Origin of the sequence: Bacillus sp. Cr_A10, assembly GCF_029222665.1 — a bacterium.
Classification (GTDB): Bacteria; Bacillota; Bacilli; order Bacillales_A; family Planococcaceae; genus Psychrobacillus.
In genome coordinates this window covers 72271-91101 of sequence record NZ_JARHXR010000003.1, presented here as the reverse complement: position 1 = coordinate 91101, position 18831 = coordinate 72271, and the positions used below count along the sequence as shown (strand labels likewise).

At 36.6% G+C, this 18831-nt stretch carries 20 protein-coding genes; 16 read left to right on the top strand and 4 right to left on the bottom strand.

Annotation, left to right across the window (positions count from 1 at the left end):
• The first annotated feature begins 5 nt into the window (after positions 1-5).
• The 9 genes from P2Q73_RS02755 (at position 6) to zupT (ending at position 7778) form a co-directional block, all read left to right on the top strand.
• A complete protein-coding gene (locus P2Q73_RS02755) occupies positions 6-851 on the top strand; it encodes a DUF6612 family protein (protein ID WP_156316831.1) in 846 nt (281 codons plus the stop codon).
• Positions 852-1421: 570 nt separating this feature from the next.
• The gene (locus tag P2Q73_RS02750; protein WP_053591603.1) at positions 1422-2372 is read left to right on the top strand and encodes an ABC transporter permease; all 951 of its coding nucleotides are present in this window, start codon (positions 1422-1424) and stop codon (positions 2370-2372) included.
• A complete protein-coding gene (locus P2Q73_RS02745) occupies positions 2365-3318 on the top strand; it encodes an iron chelate uptake ABC transporter family permease subunit (protein WP_056830965.1) in 954 nt (317 codons plus the stop codon). The genes P2Q73_RS02750 and P2Q73_RS02745 overlap by 8 nt, the downstream gene beginning before the upstream one ends.
• Positions 3315-4076 carry an iron ABC transporter ATP-binding protein gene (locus tag P2Q73_RS02740; protein WP_053591605.1) on the top strand — a complete coding sequence of 254 codons (762 nt, stop codon included), beginning with the start codon at positions 3315-3317 and terminating at the stop codon, positions 4074-4076. Before P2Q73_RS02745 ends, P2Q73_RS02740 begins: the two co-directional genes overlap by 4 nt.
• A gap of 20 nt (positions 4077-4096) precedes the next feature.
• On the top strand, positions 4097-5086 hold the full coding sequence (locus tag P2Q73_RS02735) for a siderophore ABC transporter substrate-binding protein (RefSeq protein WP_053591606.1): 990 nt from the start codon (positions 4097-4099) through the stop codon (positions 5084-5086).
• Position 5087: 1 nt separating this feature from the next.
• Complete coding sequence (locus P2Q73_RS02730; RefSeq protein WP_053591607.1) at positions 5088-5396, top strand: antibiotic biosynthesis monooxygenase family protein; 309 nt, start codon at positions 5088-5090, stop codon at positions 5394-5396.
• Positions 5397-5553: 157 nt separating this feature from the next.
• Positions 5554-6159, top strand: a complete 606-nt coding sequence (locus P2Q73_RS02725) for a phosphatase PAP2 family protein (protein ID WP_056830960.1) — start codon at positions 5554-5556, stop codon at positions 6157-6159.
• Positions 6160-6227: 68 nt separating this feature from the next.
• Positions 6228-6881: a uracil-DNA glycosylase gene (locus tag P2Q73_RS02720; RefSeq protein ID WP_275783626.1), complete on the top strand. Its 654-nt coding sequence runs from the start codon at positions 6228-6230 to the stop codon at positions 6879-6881.
• 87 nt (positions 6882-6968) lie between these two features.
• Positions 6969-7778, top strand: a complete 810-nt coding sequence (gene zupT / locus P2Q73_RS02715) for a zinc transporter ZupT (RefSeq protein WP_056831147.1) — start codon at positions 6969-6971, stop codon at positions 7776-7778.
• A 42-nt stretch (positions 7779-7820) separates the two neighbouring features.
• Here zupT and thrB read toward each other — a convergent pair whose 3' ends face one another.
• Together thrB and thrC are read right to left on the bottom strand one after the other, a co-directional pair.
• Positions 7821-8744: a homoserine kinase gene (gene thrB, locus P2Q73_RS02710; protein ID WP_275783623.1), complete on the bottom strand. Its 924-nt coding sequence runs from the start codon at positions 8742-8744 to the stop codon at positions 7821-7823.
• Positions 8741-9796: a threonine synthase gene (thrC, locus tag P2Q73_RS02705; protein ID WP_056830957.1), complete on the bottom strand. Its 1056-nt coding sequence runs from the start codon at positions 9794-9796 to the stop codon at positions 8741-8743. Before thrC ends, thrB begins: the two co-directional genes overlap by 4 nt.
• Before the next feature lie 173 nt (positions 9797-9969).
• Here thrC and P2Q73_RS02700 point away from each other — a divergent pair, with 173 nt between their 5' ends.
• From P2Q73_RS02700 to P2Q73_RS02685, 4 genes are all read left to right on the top strand, one after another.
• Entirely contained in the window at positions 9970-11181 is a 1212-nt protein-coding gene (locus P2Q73_RS02700) for an MFS transporter (protein WP_056830955.1), read from the top strand.
• 102 nt (positions 11182-11283) lie between these two features.
• Positions 11284-11808, top strand: coding sequence for a DNA topology modulation protein (locus P2Q73_RS02695; RefSeq protein WP_481747131.1), 525 nt, complete (start codon positions 11284-11286; stop codon positions 11806-11808).
• A gap of 17 nt (positions 11809-11825) precedes the next feature.
• Complete coding sequence (locus P2Q73_RS02690) at positions 11826-13097, top strand: acetyl-CoA hydrolase/transferase family protein (protein WP_056830953.1); 1272 nt, start codon at positions 11826-11828, stop codon at positions 13095-13097.
• A gap of 1 nt (position 13098) precedes the next feature.
• Entirely contained in the window at positions 13099-13683 is a 585-nt protein-coding gene (locus P2Q73_RS02685) for a DNA-3-methyladenine glycosylase (protein WP_056830951.1), read from the top strand.
• Positions 13684-14123: 440 nt separating this feature from the next.
• On the opposite strand, the gene P2Q73_RS02680 is transcribed toward P2Q73_RS02685, so the two are convergent.
• Together P2Q73_RS02680 and hmpA are read right to left on the bottom strand one after the other, a co-directional pair.
• Positions 14124-14924, bottom strand: a complete 801-nt coding sequence (locus P2Q73_RS02680; RefSeq protein WP_053591616.1) for a GNAT family N-acetyltransferase — start codon at positions 14922-14924, stop codon at positions 14124-14126.
• A gap of 144 nt (positions 14925-15068) precedes the next feature.
• Positions 15069-16256, bottom strand: coding sequence for an NO-inducible flavohemoprotein (hmpA, locus tag P2Q73_RS02675; RefSeq protein ID WP_056830949.1), 1188 nt, complete (start codon positions 16254-16256; stop codon positions 15069-15071).
• Between the two features lie 165 nt (positions 16257-16421).
• Here hmpA and P2Q73_RS02670 point away from each other — a divergent pair, with 165 nt between their 5' ends.
• The 3 genes from P2Q73_RS02670 to P2Q73_RS02660 all read left to right on the top strand — a co-directional run bounded on the left by P2Q73_RS02670 (position 16422) and on the right by P2Q73_RS02660 (position 18831).
• Entirely contained in the window at positions 16422-16871 is a 450-nt protein-coding gene (locus P2Q73_RS02670; RefSeq protein ID WP_275783613.1) for an Rrf2 family transcriptional regulator, read from the top strand.
• Positions 16872-16909: 38 nt separating this feature from the next.
• Entirely contained in the window at positions 16910-17842 is a 933-nt protein-coding gene (locus tag P2Q73_RS02665; RefSeq protein WP_275783610.1) for a manganese-dependent inorganic pyrophosphatase, read from the top strand.
• Positions 17843-18180: 338 nt separating this feature from the next.
• Complete coding sequence (locus tag P2Q73_RS02660; RefSeq protein ID WP_275783607.1) at positions 18181-18831, top strand: DsbA family oxidoreductase; 651 nt, start codon at positions 18181-18183, stop codon at positions 18829-18831.

Sequence of the window (18831 nt, the reverse complement as noted above, 5' to 3'; positions counted from 1 at the left end):
ACGATATGAAGAAATGGTCGACACTTTTAGCTGTAGCCACATTAACATTAGGTTTAGCAGCGTGTAATGAAACAGCTGCCCCGGCAAATGAGAAGGATGTAACTGAGAAAAGTGAGTTAACTTTACAAGAAGTATATGATAAGTCAATGGCAGCTTCAGAAGAATTAAAGAGTGTAAAAGCAAAAATTGATATGAAGCAAACGATGCAATTGCCTGGACAAGACGTAAATTTAGACATTAATTCATTAATGGATATGGATTATATAATTGATCCATTACAAATTCACCAAACAGGAACAACATCTATGAAATCTACTGATGAAAATATGGGAAATCAAGAGATGAAGATGGAGAGCTATATAACGAAGGATGCTTTTTATACGTATGAGGGAGAATCTGGTCAATGGATGAAGTTTCCTCAAGAAATGATGAATCAGTTAATGAGCACAACAGATCAATCGAATCCATCAAATCAATTAAAACAAATTGAAGGATATTTAGAAGACTTCACCTTTGAGCAAGATAACGACAACTATATTCTTACTTTAGAAGCGTCTGGAGAAAAATTCACCGAGTTAGTAAAAGAACAAGTGGATGAGGCTCTTCAAAACATGGTTGGTGTGGAAGAAATTGAAATGGATATGATTATTAATTCCGTAAACTACTTAATTCATATTGATAAAGAGACATTCCAAACAAATAAAGTAGATATGGTTCTTGATATGGATATGACAATCGACGGAGAAACAATGAATATGAAACAAGATATGAAATCCGACTTCTCTAATTTCAATCAAGTAGAAGAAATTGTTATTCCTCAAGAAGTAATTGATAATGCGGTAGAAATTTAAGCTTTAAATGTATATGCGAAGCGTCAAGTAGATATTGAAAATAGCGAAAAAGACTGCTGTAAATGTTGCGAAAAAGCGACAATTACAGGCAGTCTTTTTGTTTTACATATTTTTTATAGTAAAATTAAATATGAGCTAATTTCAAATAGTACTTTGTCATAAATACACTAACATATATCATTTTGTTGATAGGAGTGGCAGGCGACGACTCCAGCGGGATGAGTGAGACAGATAAGACATCACAAGCGACGCGTAGCGGCGGTGATGGTTTATCGCTCACCCCGCGGAAAGCGTCCGCCTATAACGGAAATCAACTATACCTTATATTACTAAAATATATATTTCTTTAGTTTCCTTTAATTTGGTTCGTGTTTTTCAAGTAAATTTGAATTATGAAATTGCTTCATATAAATAAAATAGGATGAACTGGCATATACGTGTATTTTCAATTGAAAATCATTTTCATTTAAGCGTTGACTTGTATTGTCAAGGTGCTATAATAAAAACTGTGAGTAAATGATAATGATTTTCACTATCGCCCTTTCACAAATAGAAATGTTGAGGATAGTTATGAAAAAAAGATATCTTGTAATTGCACTAGTCGCACTTTCTCTCTTATCTCTCTTTGTTGGTGTAACTAGAATCTCACCAATGGATTTGTTAGATATTACTTCGGAGGAGACACAAATATTTCTCATTAGTCGCTTACCTAGACTTATCGCCATAATACTTGCAGGAGCAGGGATGAGTATCGCAGGTTTAATAATGCAGAGTCTAAGTAGAAATAAATTTGTATCACCGACCACAGCTGGTACTCTTGATGCTACCCGCTTAGGTATTTTAATCTCGATGCTTGTATTTACAAATGCAACGTATATGCAAAAAATCTCTTTTGCATTTATATTCGCACTAGCAGGTACATTGCTCTTTATGCAAATACTAAATCGGATTAAATTTAAGGATGCAATTTTTGTTCCGCTTGTAGGTCTGATGTTTGGAAATATTTTAGCCTCTATAACGACGTTTTTCGCTTACAAATCAAATATAATTCAAAATATCACCGTTTGGTTACAAGGAGACTTCTCTTTAATTTTAAAAGGTAGATATGAATTGCTTTACATAAGCGTACCAGTACTTATTATTGCCTATATTTACGCTAATCGCTTTACTGTAGCAGGAATGGGAGAGGATTTTGCAAAAAATCTCGGTCTTTCCTACAAAAGAGTATTAAATTTAGGTTTAGTGCTAGTTGCTTTGATCTCTACAACTGTTGTATTGACAGTTGGAATGATTCCTTTTTTAGGATTAATCATCCCAAATATAGTATCCATATTTAAAGGAGATCATTTAGAAAAAACATTACCACATACTGCGTTGCTAGGAGTCATTTTCTTGTTGATATGCGATATTCTAGGTAGGGTATTAATCTTTCCTTATGAAATCCCGATTAGTATGACAGTTGGTGTAATCGGAAGTGCAATCTTCCTATTCTTGCTGTTTAGGGGGAAAGCATATGCGTAACAAAACAAAAATGATTATATTACTAGCTTTGGCAATAGTTTTTATAGTACTTTATTTGTTTCAAGGGTTGAATGGAAGCTATGATTATGCATTGCCACGTCGAGCTATAAAGGTATTGGCGATGGGACTTACTGGGGTAGCGATTGCTTATTCTACGGTAATTTTCCAAACTATTACACATAATCGAATATTAACTCCAAGTGTAATGGGTCTGGATTCGTTATACATGTTAGTACAGACATGTATTTATTACTTCTTTGGTTCAATGTCGATTTTAGTTATAAACAAAAACTATAATTTCTTTATTTCTGTTATAGCAATGATCGGATTTGCTCTGTTACTTTATCGCTTTTTGTTCAACGCAGGGAAACGCCCAATCTATTTCTTGCTACTTGTAGGGATAATTTTAGGAACATTTTTAGGAAGTATTACAACTTTCCTTCAAGTACTTATTGATCCAAACGAGTTTACAAGTTTACAAAATAAGATGTTTGCAAGTTTTAACAACGTAAACGGTGATTTAGTTTGGTTAGCGATGGTTATTATCGTCTTAGCCATCCTATATGGTTGGCGCACGATTAGAGAGTTGGATGTAATGTCGCTAGGACGCGATAATGCTATTAATCTCGGTGTGGATTATGACAAAATAGTTAAAACGATGCTCGTACTATCAGCTGTTTTAATTGCTACTTCTACAGCGCTGGTTGGTCCTATTACATTCTTTGGCTTAATCGTCGCAAACTTATCGTACCAATTCTTCAACACATACAAGCATTCGGTATTAATTACTGGAGCTAGCATAATGAGTTTAATAGCACTAATTGGAGGACAGTGGATTGTAGAACGTATATTTACATTTGATACAACACTGAGCGTGATAATTAACTTTCTCGGAGGAATTTACTTCATTTATTTATTACTAAAGGAGAGTCGAGCTACATCATGATACAAGTTAAAGAAGTAACAAAGTATTTTTCTAAAAAGCCAGTAGTGGATAACGTAAGTGTTAATATCCAGTCAGGAAAAATTACATCCTTTATCGGACCTAATGGTGCTGGAAAATCTACACTTTTATCAATGGTTAGCCGCTTATTGGATGCAGATACAGGTGAAGTTCTACTAGATAAATCGAATGTTAGTAAATGGAAATCCGATGAGTTTTCTAAACGCGTATCCATATTAAAACAATCAAACTATATGAATGTACGCTTAACGATTCGTGAACTAGTGTCATTCGGCCGATTTCCTTATTCTAAAGGACGTTTAAATGCAGAAGACATGAAAATGGTCGACCAGGCTATTGAGTATATGAATTTAGCTGATATCGAGGATAGCTATTTAGATGAACTTTCTGGTGGTCAACGCCAACGCGCTTTTATCGCGATGGTTATTGCTCAAGATACGGAATACATCTTGCTAGATGAGCCATTAAATAATTTGGACATGAAGCATTCTGTACAAATTATGAAGATTCTTCGCAAGCTTGTAGAAGATCTAGGTAAAACGGTTGTCATCGTATTGCACGATATTAACTTTGCATCCGTGTATTCAGATTATATTGTCGCATTGAAGGACGGCCGTGTGATCAAAGACGGTCCTACTCATGAAATTATTAACTCTGATGCACTAAAAGAAATTTATGACATGGATATTCCAATACAAGAAATGAATAGCTGTCGAATTTGTGTTTATTTTAATTCATAAGAAAAAGGAGCGTTTAATAGATGAAAAACAAGAAATTTTTAGCGGTGATTTTCGCCATGCTAGTTCTATTACTTGCAGCGTGTGGATCAAACGAAGATGCGTCAACTAAAGAAGAAGGTACTTCAGAAGAAAAAACAGGATCAAACGAAGCATCATCAGTTTTCCCATTAACTATTCCTCAACCAGAGGGATATAAAGAAGTAACACTAGATAAAAAACCAGAAAATGTTGTTGTTTTTGACTATGGTTTTCTTGATACATTAGATGCACTAGGCGTTGATGTAACAGCTGTATCTCAAAGCAGCCTTCCAAAATATTTAAGCAAATATGCAGATGAAGCTGCATATAAAAATGCTGGCGCACTTAAAGAGCCAGACTTTGAAGCAATCAGCACGATGAATCCGGATGTAATTTTCATTTCTGGTCGTCAAGCAGACGCTTATGAAGAATTAAGTAAAATTGCTCCTACTGTTTATGTTGGAGTTGATACTACTGACTACATGAATTCATTCAAAGCTAATACTGAGTTAGCTGGTAAAATTTTCGGTAAAGAAGCAGAAGCAACAAAGGCATTAGAAGAAATTGATGCAAAGGTTGCAGAAATGTCAGAGAAAACAAAAAGCATTGAAGAAAAGGCTTTAGTAGTTCTTGCATCTGAAGGTGAACTAAGTGCATATGGTCCAGGTTCACGTTTTGGAATAGTACATGACGTGTACGGCTTTAAAGCAGTTGATGAAAATTTAGAAGTTTCTACACATGGTCAAAATGTTTCATATGAATATGTGTTAGAGAAAAATCCAGATATCCTATTCGTAGTAGACCGTGATGCAGTTGCCTCTGAGGGTGAGTCTGGCACAAAAGCGGCGATTGAAAATGAAATCGTAAGCAAAACAAATGCTGTTAAAAACGGTAAAGTATATTATTTGGATCCAGAAGCTTGGTACTTAGCAGGTGGCGGTATTGAATCGGAAAATGCAAAAATTGATGCAGTCCTAGAGGCAATTAAATAATATGTTTTATCAAATAAAACGGATGGTTATAAAAGAAGGTTTTTCGTCTAGTGTGGTAGAACGTTTTCAAGGAGAAGGAAAACTTGAAAAGCAACCGGGCTTTGAAAAGTTAGAAGTTCTAGTGAAAAAAGTTCGCCGTGGGGAAGAAGAAGTCCTTGTAGTAGTAGGTTGGAGATCAGAAGAGGACTGGAAGAATTGGGAGAAGAGTCCCGAGCATATTGCTGGTCACAAAGCGAATATAGGAAAGCCAAAGCCTGATTATATTATTGAATCCAGCCAAAATGTATATGAAGTAAAAGTAAGTAAATAATTTGAAATCCACAAGGTACACGTACCTTGTGGATTTTTTTTGGCAGAATCGAAGTCGGCTCCATAAACGAACCGAATTGCTCTATTAATTGGATGCTTATATTTTAATTGTACATAATATATTATCTAGCTTATACTTTTTGTTAGGAGGGGATTTTGTGAAAAAATGGTTTTATCCACTCGGAGTAGTTACTTTGGTAGGATTTGTCATGTTGTTTCTAAAAGTTTCAAAAGAAGAAATTATAGCAATTGATCATACAATGTCCGAACTTCTTGCAGGAAATGCTTTTATAACTTTATTTCATTATATTGGCGAAACAAAGTTTATTTTAGTAGCTATGCTTCTATTAATTATCTATTTGTGGTTACATTCAAGAAATTATAGAGCTATGCTCTTTGTTTTATTTTCAGTGGGTGTAGGAAATGTGCTAAATCAATTATTAAAAAAGTGGATTCAAAGAGAACGACCAGATGTTCCTCATCAATTAGAGACCTTTAGTTTTCCTTCCGGCCATGCAATGGTTGGTTTACTTTATGTATTTACCATTACCTATTTATTGACAGAGCATCAGTCAAATAATAAAATCAAAATTTTTACGTGGATTTTGGCTGTTCTTCTTGCAATGATGATTGGTCTATCCCGTATTGCAGAGAGTCGTCATTATGCTTCAGATGTGTTTGCTGGATGGATGGTAGGGTATACATGGTTTGTAGTGGTTGCCTTATGGTACGAATGGAGAAAAAAGAGTTTTAAAAAAGAATAGAAACAAAGGTCCTTTCCTTTATGGAGAGGATTTTTTGACTTGTAGAATAAAAAAAGGAGCAAATGTATATGTTTGAGCTACCAGATGAACTAGTTAAACTTGCTAAAAAGAGAATAGAAGGTTTTCCTGTAGAAGGTTTTGTTAAGGGGAGAGGGCCTCAAACCCCTACAATTATGTTAATTGGGGAAGCGCCAGGAGAAAATGAGGCAGTTGAAGGTATACCCTTCATAGGAAGAGCAGGGAATGAATTAGCAAAATCACTTGCCACAATCAACCTAACGAGAGATGAAGTATATATGACGAGTGCTGTAAGAAGCAGACCATATTTGTGGAAAGAGAAGAAAATGAGAAATGGGGAAATAACGAAAAGAAAATATAATAGGCCACCTACTCAGCAGGAAATAATTGCTCACGCACCACTTCTCGATTTTGAATTAAAAAATATTTCCCCACTCGTTATTGTAACTTTAGGCAATGTAGGACTCCAGCGTCTATTAGGAAAGGAAGCAAGGGTGTCAGAGATGCATGGCCAAATCATAAAACATCCCGTTCAACACCTTGCTTCACTAAAAGAAAGTGTATATAAATGGTCTACAGAGGAATATATTATAATGCCTACGTATCATCCAGCCGCAGTTTTTTACCGCCCGTCTAATCGAGATATATTAGAAAAGGATTGGTTAAATATTGGAGAGTATATTAAAAAATCTACTGCATTTTAATGTTTTCTTCAATTGAAAATTGTTGCGTCAAGGAAACTTAATGCGTATAATAAAGTGGAAATCATTGATAAGAAAGAAGTTGGTACAATGGAAGGCAATGTTGTTTTTGCACTATTACTTACATTGTTTGCGGGATTAGCAACAGGAATAGGCAGTTTGCTATCTTTGTTAACTTCTCGAACAAATACTAAATTTTTATCTGTTGCGTTAGGATTCTCGGCAGGTGTAATGATATATGTATCTTTAGTTGAAATATTTGTGAAAGCAAAAGTTTCACTAGTAGCGGAGCTAGGCGAGAAAAATGGTTATTGGATGACCATTGTTGGTTTTTTTGGTGGGATGATTTTTATTGCGATTATTGACCGTTTATTACCTTCCCTTGGCAACCCACATGACGCTAAAAGTGTAGAAGATATGGATGTGACACCAACTAATGCTGAATACACAAAACTAATGAAAATGGGTATGTTTACTGCACTCGCCATCGGAATACACAACTTTCCAGAGGGAATTGCAACATTTGCTTCTGCGTTGCAAGATCCAAATCTAGGGATTGCCATAGCGATAGCTGTAGCTATTCATAATATTCCAGAAGGGATTGCGGTTGCTGTTCCTATTTATTATGCGACTGGAAATCGTAAAAAAGCATTTAAATTATCATTTCTTTCGGGACTTGCAGAGCCTGTGGGTGCGTTTGTTGCATACTTAATATTAATGCCATTCTTAAACGGTGTAGTTTTCGGTGTAGTATTTGCCGCTGTTGCAGGAATTATGGTGTTTATTTCGTTAGATGAACTATTACCAGCTGCAAGAAAATACGATGAAGCGCATTCTTCTATTTACGGTGTCGTAGCTGGAATGCTTGTAATGGCACTTAGTCTAGTTTTAATGGCATAGAAAAGAATATGTTTCAAATGTATAAAGGCAGTGCAGTTCTCATTAAGAGAGAACCGCACTGCCTTTTTTATTTTTTAATGCAACAATTCCTGTCCGATTGATTGACACTGGTACAAGTTGAAAGTTAGGGAATATACCACTTAACTTAGAGATAAAGTCTTCCTCTGTTCCTCTTTCCACCAAAGAGAGAAGGGTAGGTCCAGCTCCACTTATACAGGTTCCGTATGCACCGGCTCTTTTCGCAGCAATTTTAATCTCTTTGCTTTCTGGAATAAGGTTTAGACGGTATGGTTCGTGGAATAAATCCTGTTCCATATACACACCAGCTTGTTCAAACGATTGAGATAGAAGTGCGGCTATTAATAAATTTGCAGCAGCACTTGCTTGTGCGGCAATTTTACGTGTATAGGTTTCAGGTAAGGCATTTCTTGCTTTTTCTGTTTTTAATTCAAAGTTTGGAATGAACAAAACAAAAGCAGCACCAATATTAGCTGTATGAAATACGTGAATTTCTCCATTTTCAGCAGAAGAAGAAATAGTAAAGCCACCGAAAATAGAGGCAGCTGCATTGTCAGGATGTCCTTCCATTGACGTTGCTACTTTTAGCTTGTCTTGTGAAGTAAGCTGAAGATCGAGCACTTGGTTAGCAACTTCTATTCCAGCCACAATCGCAGAAGCACTACTCCCCATCCCGCGAGCGAGGGGGATTTCACTTCTGACTTCTAAGTGGCAGGCAGGTAATTCTAATCCGTGTATTTGTGCAGTTTTTTGTGCAGCTTGCACCATTAAATGATTTTGTGGATCTGGTACTTCTGGAAGATTATCTGTTAAATTATCAATCTTCCATTTCTCAGAAACTTCCACGTCTACTTCTAAGTATTTATCCAATGCTATTCCGATTGAATCAAAACCAGGGCCTAAGTTAGCGGTGCTTGCAGGTATTAAAATGGACCATTTGTTACTCATAAAACTCCCTCAATGTATTGACGAATTTCTTCCTCGTCATTTTTTAATGAAACTAACTCAACTGTAGATACATTCATCGCTGTATCTGGATCTTTTAAACCGTTACCAGTAAAAATAGTAACCACTTTACTTCCTGCGGAGATTTTTCCACTTTTCACTGATTTAATAACTCCTGCTAAAGAAGCAGCAGATCCAGGCTCTACAAATATCCCTTCGCGATTAGCGATTAATTGATAAGCGTTTAGAATTTCTTCGTCTGTGACAGAATCAATAATACCACCAGATTCGTCTCGTGCCGCTTCAGCTAAAGACCAGCTTGCAGGATTCCCAATACGAATCGCTGTTGCAACTGTTTCTGGATTAGCAATTGGAGCACCTTGAACGATTGCAGCAGAGCCTTCAGCTTCAAAACCGAACATTTTAGGTAGACCTGATTGTTTTACTTCATTATATTCTTTGAAGCCTTTCCAATAAGCGCTTATGTTACCGGCATTTCCAACTGGAATACACAGAAAGTCAGGTGAAAAGCCTAAAGTGTCGACAATTTCAAAAGCAGCTGTTTTTTGACCTTCTATTCTATATGGATTGACAGAGTTAACTAAAGCAACGGGTGATGTTTCACTAACTTTCCTAACAATTTGTAGTGCATCATCAAAGTTACCGTCAATTTCAATTATTTTAGCTCCATACATACATGCCTGAGCTAATTTACCAAGCGCGACTTTTCCTTTTGGGATGACGACAATCGATTTTATTCCTGCACGAGCAGCGTATGCTGATGCAGCTGCCGAAGTATTTCCTGTAGAAGCACAAATGACACATTCACTGCCATCTTCGATTGCTTTAGCAACAGCGAAAACCATTCCTCGGTCTTTAAATGATCCAGTAGGATTTGCACCCTCTACTTTTCCGTAAAGTTCAATACCCAGTTCTTTGGACAAGTTATTTAATTTTATAAGAGGCGTATTTCCCTCGTGTAATGTTAAATTTGGTGTTTTATCTGTTACAGGTAAAAAATCTTTGTACTCTTCGATTAAACCTTGCCAAGCCATGTTGTGTTCCGCCTCTCTGTTCTTCTTGAATAAACATATGTATTTGTATAAAGGACATTTTACCTTAATAATACTTAAAAAACAAGATAAACTTTCTATTGAAAGTTTGCTAAACGAGCATTATACTAATCATGTAAACAAAAAACATTACAGGTGTAAAGACAGGAGAAAAAATGGCTACTATAAAGGAAAACAAACCCCTATCAAAAAATAAATTACTAGGCATTGCGGGTCTAGCTTGGATGTTCGATGCAATGGATGTAGGAATTTTATCCTTTGTTATTGCAGCGCTTGTTAGAGAATGGAGCTTGACTCCTAATGAGATGGGCTGGATTGGAAGTATAAATTCAATAGGGATGGCTGTTGGTGCATTGGTATTTGGAGTACTTGCAGATAAAGTAGGTCGTAAAAAAGTATTTATGATTACATTGGTCTTGTTCTCTGTGGCAGGGGGTTTATCAGCTCTCACCACTACATTAGCTGCATTTTTAATTCTACGATTTTTTGTTGGAATGGGGCTAGGAGGAGAATTACCGGTTGCATCCACGCTTGTTTCTGAAAGTGTCGAAGCAAAAGAACGAGGTAGAGTAGTAGTATTACTTGAAAGTTTTTGGGCAGCGGGCTGGCTTTTATCAGCACTAATTTCTTACTTTATAATTTTAAATTACGGTTGGAGAATAGGTTTAATTATTACGGCACTACCAGCGTTTTATGCAATTTATTTACGTTTAAAGTTACCAGACTCTCCGCGTTTTGTATCCAATGAAACACAATCAAGATCAATTATGCAAAATATGAAAGATGTATGGTCGAAGAAATATGCAAAAAGAACACTTATGCTTTGGATTGTCTGGTTTATGGTAGTCTTTTCGTATTATGGAATGTTCTTATGGTTACCAAGTGTAATGGTAATGAAGGGATTCGATTTGATAAAAAGTTTTGAATATGTATTAATAATGACTCTTGCTCAATTACCTGGCTACTTTACAGCTGCTTGGTTAATTGAAAAGGCAGGTCGTAAATTTGTATTGATAACGTTTTTACTTGGAACAGCAGCGAGTGCACTAGTTTTTGGTTCCGCTGATTCAACAGCTGTATTAATCATTTCAGGTATGCTCCTTTCATTTTTTAACTTAGGAGCTTGGGGTGCTTTGTATGCTTATTCACCAGAACAGTATCCTACAGTAATACGCGGAACTGGTTCCGGAATGGCTGCATCCGTTGGGCGTATTGGTGGGATTTTAGGACCTTTGTTGGTTGGTTCTCTTGTAACTGCTGGCTACGAAATTGGTTATATTTTTGGCATTTTCTGTGTGGCCATAGTAATTGGCGTTTTAGCAGTACTCTTCCTTGGTACAGAAACAAAACAAGTGGAATTAGACTAACTAAATATATAAAACCTGTTCCTTAAAGGGAGCAGGTTTTATTTTGTTTCATTCCCAATAACATAGTAAAATGAAAGAATGGAAATACGGGAGGTGCAGGACTTGGGAGATCTACGTCATAAACGAATTCTTATTATCGGTTCAAGTGGTGCAGGCAAATCAACCTTATCAAGAAAGCTTGCTGAACAATGGAAATTACCAATTGTCCATCTGGATGCCCTTTTTTGGAATCCCGGATGGGTACCTACACCAAAACAAGCATTTCGCGAAAAAATTCAGACGAAACTAGAGGGAAATGAGTGGATTATCGATGGCAATTTTGACTCTACTTTGGCATTAAGAGCTAAATACGCAGATTTAATTATCTTCTTAGATTTTCCTCGGTTACTCTGTACGTATCGAGTTTTCAAGAGAGCATGGGAGTACAGAGGTAAAACACGTCCTGATATGGGTGCCGGGTGTGAAGAAAAAATAGATTTAGAGTTTGCTCTATGGGTATGGCGTTTTCCAAAAGATGTCCGCCCAGGTATATTAAAAGTATTAAGAGAAGCAAGTAACGTTGATATATGTATATTAAGAAATCCGGTGGAAGTGAAAGCCTTTATTGATACTGCCCCAAGTAGATAAATGTAGGAGGAACAGCTATGAGAGACAAACAACTATCGGAGAGGCAAATTATCGAACTAATTGAAAAGGATGCCGATATCATTCTCCCGTTAACGAATGGAGAGCCACATAAATTACTTGATATTTTGGAAGAAAATACGGATGCTTTAACTAATGTGAAAATTCATCAGTTACTCGCATTAAAGCATCGAAAGTATATGGAAGGTGCATTCCCTGGAAAGCTTAGTCATGTATCCTATTTTTTAAGTGGTGCTACTCGGAATATGTTTCACCAAGGATTAGTAGACCTAGTGCCAAATAATTTTCACGAAATGCCAAAGATTTTAAGACAATCGACCAATTTATCGATGATTATGGCAGTAGCTTCTCCGATGGATGAATATGGATACTTTTCACTAGGTACTCAAGCGGACATTGTGTCTGAATTTATTGGAAAGGTTCCTTTCCTATTAGAAGTAAATAAACATATGCCTCGTACATTTGGTGAAAATCAAATACATATAAGCCAAATTGAAGGTTTTGTTGAAAACGATCGTCCTCTTTTTGAAGATATTTCACCGCCAATTGGTGATAAGGATATGAGAATAGCTTCTTATGTAGCAGAAAGTATTCAAAATGGGGACACTTTACAAATCGGAATCGGCTCCATTCCTAACGCAGTAGTAAGTTTACTGAAAGATCATAGACATTTGGGCATTCATACAGAAATGTTTGTAGATGGAATAGTGGATCTTGTGGAAGCTGGTGCAATAGATGGGACGCAAAAGTTTACAAATAAAGGGAAGATAATAGCGACCTTTGCACATGGATCCAATAAAATCTATAACTTCTTGCATAACAATCCTGCTGTTCAATTTTTGCCAGTAAGTATAGTAAATGATCCTAGGGAAATTGCAAAGGAAGAACGAATCGTTTCTATTAATGCTACGACAGAAGTTGACTTATTTGGTCAATGTGCATCGGAAACGGTTGCCGGAAAATATTACTCCTCGACGGGAGGACAAGCTGACTTTGCAAGAGGGGTGCGTTTTGCAAAGGAAGGAAAAGGCTTTGTATGTATGACATCTACTGCAAAAAATGATGAGATTTCTCGGATACAACTAAGACTTTCCCCTGGATCGGTCGTTACAACGTCTAAGAACGATATTGATACAATTGTTACAGAATATGGAGTAGCGAAAATGTTTGGAAAGCCAATTTCTGAGCGTGCAAAACAACTCATATCAATAGCGCATCCTAAATTTAGAGAAGAACTAACTTTTGAAGCGAAGCAAATGGGGTTTATATAAAATGAGACCAATGGACGTATCATTTTTTCATCAACCAACATTAGAGCTAGCTAGAAACTTAATAGGAAAGAATATAGTCCATGAGCATGGAAGAGGGCTAATTGTAGGTAAAATAGTTGAGACGGAAGCCTATATGGGACCTGAAGATCGTGCAGCGCACAGCTTTGGAAACAGAAGAACAAAACGAACAGAAGTAATGTTTGGTGGGCCAGGGCTTATATACACGTATCAAATGCATACACATACACTGATTAATGTTGTAGCAGGTATGGAGGGCATCCCCAATGCAATATTAATTCGAGCTGTTGAACCTGTAGAAGGCTTAGAGCTAATGAAAGAATTTCGTAACAATCTACCAATGAAGCAGTGGACAAATGGCCCCGGGAAATTAACGAAAGCTATGGGAATCACTATGGAATATTACGGTAAACATTGGACGGAAAAGCCTTTATATATTGCAGAAGGTAGTGAGGTGTCGTTCATATCAACAGGTCCTAGGATTGGTATTGAAAACAGTGGGGAAGCTGTGCATTACCCTTATCGTTTTTGGGAAACGGACAATCCCTTTGTATCTAAAATGAGATGAACCTACTGAAATCAAAAGATAGCGTCATATCGAAAGTACAAGAAAAAATACCGACCAGAAATGGTCGGTATTTCAGATAGTGACAAACTCAATTTTGGGTGCATAGAGTTGTATATTAAATTCGGCAAAGACCACCACTTCGCTTTCCGTGGGCTTGGCTTCAGCCTCCTAGGCCAACACGATGTTGGTCATGCAATCGTTGCCGCAGGATGTGGCGAACTTAGATTGCCTTCCCCTTAACTGCGGGGTCTTCTGCTCAAGCTGTTCCCACAGGAGTCTTCGTGGTTATCCTTGCCTTATAAACAATTACTTATAGATATCTACTATCTATACTTTTAATTGGATAGAGCAAACTCTTTTGGAAGATCTAAGCGTTTATTAAAATACTTTTGTCGTGAAATCTGAAATACCGACCAGAAATGGTCGGTATTTTATATGAATTAGATAAGTTTTCCCATATAATATTCATCTACGAAATGTCCATTAATGATAAGTGCATTTTTACGGTCGCCTTCTTTTTCGAAACCAAGCTTTTTATATAGTTTTTGAGCACCTATATTTTCTTTAATAACAGACAGTTCAAGCTTGGATATTCCTACTTCTTTAGCCCATTTTTCTCCATGTACCATTAAGGAAGAGGCAATTCCCTTTTTAGAGAATTCTTGTTTCACACCGATTACTACAGAAGCTCGATGCAAAGCACGTGGTGCTGGTCCACCCGTAAACAATACATATCCAGCGAACTGCCCGTTCATAATAGCTAAAAGTAAATTAGAGTTTTCGATATTTTTCCATGCTGTCATCTCTTTTCGGATACTCTGTACTGTCATTTGAATATCAGATTTTCCATACAACATAAAATCAGTTTCTGAAAATATGGTTTCTTGCAAACGAATAAATGAACGGGCATCATCTAACTCTGCTTCTCGTATGATCAGAATGTCCTGGTGGTTATTTACATCATCCATTATCGAATCGGTTTCGAGAACCGTACTATGAAATAAAACAGATTTTCCTAGGTCTACTTTTTTTACTGAGTAACCATGGTCTGTCCAAGCGAAATAATGTAATGCAGGAGGCTTTGTTTTTTTCCACCAACTACTACTTAAATAAGCTGCGTTAGGTAGTACTTGTCCGATGATTGCTTCAATTTCTGCATATGTTAATCTAATCTCTTTGTTCGTCGATTGTTGAAAGAAAGTGGAAAGGGGGATATATTTGCTTTCAAATATTTTAGGCATTATTTCACTCATTTCATAATTTATAGGCTAAGTATAGCATCAATTGTAAGACATGCGCACTACTAAAAGCTTATTTTAACGTCAATATATTCCTATAAAAAGAAGTGTTACTTCATAACGAAGTAACACTTCTTTTTAAGAATATTATGCTTGTACTAAATCTAGCTGTAAAGCAGGTCCAAAGAATTCATAGTGAATTTGTTCATTTACAAAGCCTAACTCTAGTAAATGATTGATCATTGCTTCCATAAATCCAACTGGGCCACAAACATAGACATCCCCATCTTTACGTGCATGTTCTTTTAATACATCCTTCGTTATGAAGCCATCCCCACTATCAGAGTATAGAGTAACATATTTTGCATCATCCATTGTTTCCATTAAAGAACGAATATCTTGGTCGAATGGATGTAAGTTTTCATTCCGAGCACTATAAAGGAAGGATACTGGTCGATTTGGTTGAGTCTTAGCTACTGTTTCGAACATACTCATCATTGGTGTGATACCAACTCCTCCACTTAAGAAAGTTACAGGAGTTGTTTTTTCTGGATCTAAAACAAATTCACCAGCTGGAGCAGTAAGTTCAACTATATCTCCAACATTAACATTATTGTGGAGGTGAACAGAAACTTTTCCTTCTGGATTATTTTCATCTTCTTTTTTCACTGAAATACGAAATGATTCTGAATCAGCTGCTTTAGATAAGCTATACTGTCTGTTCATCAAATACGTTTCGCCTGGAATGCTCACACGAATCGTAATGAATTGTCCAGGCTCATAAGAAGGAACCGTAGATCCATCTGCTGGTTTTAAATAAAATGAAGTAATGTTTTCACTTTCTTTTACTTTATCTGCAATAACGAAGTCTTTAAAGAATCTCCAACCGCCATCTTTTGACTCTGCTGCTACATACATTTCTTCTTCGATGCCTATAAAAGCATCTGCGATAACTCCATATGCTTCTGCCCAAGCATTAATGATATCGTCAGTAGCAGCATCTCCTAATACTTCTTTGATTGCGCCAAGTAGATGCTCACCTACAATTGGATAATGTTCGGGTTTAATGCCTAAACTTACGTGTTTTTGTCCTATTTGTTTCACCACTGGAATAATTGCCGCTAAATTATCAATATGGGTTGCTGCTGCGTATACAGTGTTCGCTAGCGCGGTTTGTTGACGACCTTTTGCTTGGTTTGCATGATTGAAAATATTTAAAAGCTCTGGGTGTGCGTTAAACATATTTTTATAAAAAGCTGTGGTTATTGCAACTCCGTGAACTTCTAATACAGGTGCAGTTGATTTTACGATATCAATTGTTTTTTGAGATAACATAATTTACACGTCCTTTTATTTTATTTACAAATACAGAATACTCCTAGCCATTTTTTAAAGCAATATTTAAAATACATCTTTAAAGTAGATGTAATATTTCAGACACATTTCTTTCACGATTCAGACATAGTCGTTTATAATGATTAGTAGAATGGCGGTGGAAAAATGAGATTGACTATGTATACAGATTTCTCACTTCGAGTGTTAATATACCTGGGAACCAAAAATAGAGATGAACTTTCTACAATACAAGAAATATCCACTGCTTATGGAATATCAAAGAATCACTTGATGAAGGTGACTTATGAATTAGGGAAACTTGGCTATATAGAAACAATCCGTGGCCGAGGTGGTGGAATTCGTTTGGCAATGGAGCCTGAAAATATCAATATAGGACAAGTTGTAAGGAATACAGAAGATGATTTCCATCTCGTTGAATGCTTCGATTGTCATTCGAACTCCTGCGTAATTACACCGGTTTGTGGACTAAAAGGTGCACTAAATAGGGCTTTGCTAGCTTATTTTAAAGTGCTGGACGAATATACATTGGCAGATTTTTTACTTCAAAAACATTTGTTAGCAAATTTACTTTTTAAAGAGCAACAGGATATATGATAAAATAAGTTCGGAATTGATTATTAGGAGGATTATTAATGGAAAAAGTATTAGTTTTTGGTCATAAAAACCCTGATACAGACACAATCACATCAGCAATTGTATATGCATATTTAAAAAATGCCATTGGGGTAGAAGCAGAAGCGGTTGCTTTAGGTGATGTGAACAATGAAACAAAATTTGCTCTTGAAAAATTCGGATTTGAAGCACCTCGAATTATTGGGGATGTTTCAAGTGAAGCGAAGAAAGTAATTTTGGTAGATCACAATGAAAAACAACAAAGTGCAGATGGTATTGAAAATGTGCAAGTAACGGAAGTTATCGACCATCACCGTATTGCAAACTTTGAAACAGCAGATCCATTATACTATCGTGCAGAACCAGTAGGATGTACTGCAACTATATTAAATAAAATTTTTAAAGAAAAAGGTGTAGAAATCCCTGCAAACATTGCTGGATTAATGCTTTCTGCAATCGTTTCAGATTCTTTATTATTTAAATCACCAACATGCACGCAAGAAGACATTGCTGCTGCTCGTGAACTAGAAGCAATTGCTGGTGTAAACGCGGAAGAGTATGGACTAGCTATGTTGAAAGCGGGAGCAGATTTAAGCGATAAGAGCCTAGAGGACCTTCTTTCATTAGACGCTAAAGAATTCGTTATGGGCGAATACAAAGTAGTCATTGCACAAGTAAATGCTGTAGACGTAAATGACGTAATGAATCGTAGAGTAGAGCTGGAAGACTTAATTAATCTTGAAATTCAAGAAAAAGAATTAGATCTATTTTTCTTTGTAGTAACGGATATTCTAAACAATGATTCTGTAGCGCTAGCGCTTGGTAAATTGGCGTTAAAAGCAGAAGCTGCCTTTAATGTAAAATTCGATGATAACAATATCGCATTACTGAAAGGCGTAGTATCTCGTAAAAAACAAGTAGTACCAGCCTTGACTGAAGCGCTAGCATTATAATTGTAGAAAATGGCTATCTCTTGGATAAAGAGATAGCTTTTTTATTTGGAAACGAAGTGCATCTCAGAAAATCTCGAGTGGATCTCAGAAAATCTCGAGTGGATCTCAGAAAATCCCGGAGGTATCTCAGAAAATCCCGGAGGTATCTCAGAAAATCCCGAGTGGATCTCAGAAAATCTCGAGTGGATCTCAGAAAATCCCGAGTGGATCTCAGAAAATCCCGGAGGTATCTCAGAAATCCCCAGGTATCCCCGAGAATCTAAGAACTCGAATTTTCAGAGAGCATTAAAATTGTTGAATACTTAAGAAGTCTTTACAATGTAATGGAGGTGAGAATAATGAAAATTGAAGTATGGTCAGATTTTGTTTGTCCTTTTTGTTATATAGGAAAAAGACGTTTGGAAGAAGCTTTAGAGCAGGCTGGGTATGCAAGTCAAGCAGAGGTTGAATTTAAGAGCTTTGAGTTGGATCCGAATACTCCTAAAATTTCGGACCAAAGCATGTATGAAGTGCTTGCTGAAAAGTATGGATCTACTGTGGAAGCAGCTAAAGGAATGACCGCACAAGTAGTGGAGCAAGCAAAAACAGTTGGTCTCGATTACAATTTTGACAAAATGAAACCTGCAAATACGTTAGATGCACACCGTCTGGTGAAGTGGGCAACCGAACAAGGGAAGGCTGCAGAAGCCAATGAATTGTTACTGCACTCTTATTTTATTGAAGGTAAAGAGATTGGCAAACACGAGGTTCTCCTTGATTTAATTGATTCTCTTGGATTACCTAGAGATGAAGCGGAAGAAGTGTTGAATTCCAATAAGTATTTGACAGAGGTTCGTCTTGATATCGCTAAAGCTGGACAAATTGGCGTGCGCGGTGTTCCATTTTTTGTTTTAAATGATAAGTATGCAATTTCTGGTGCACAACCACTTGAAACGTTTGTTGGTGCATTGAATAAAGTTGCGGAAGAAGAAGGATTACAAGCTAAATAA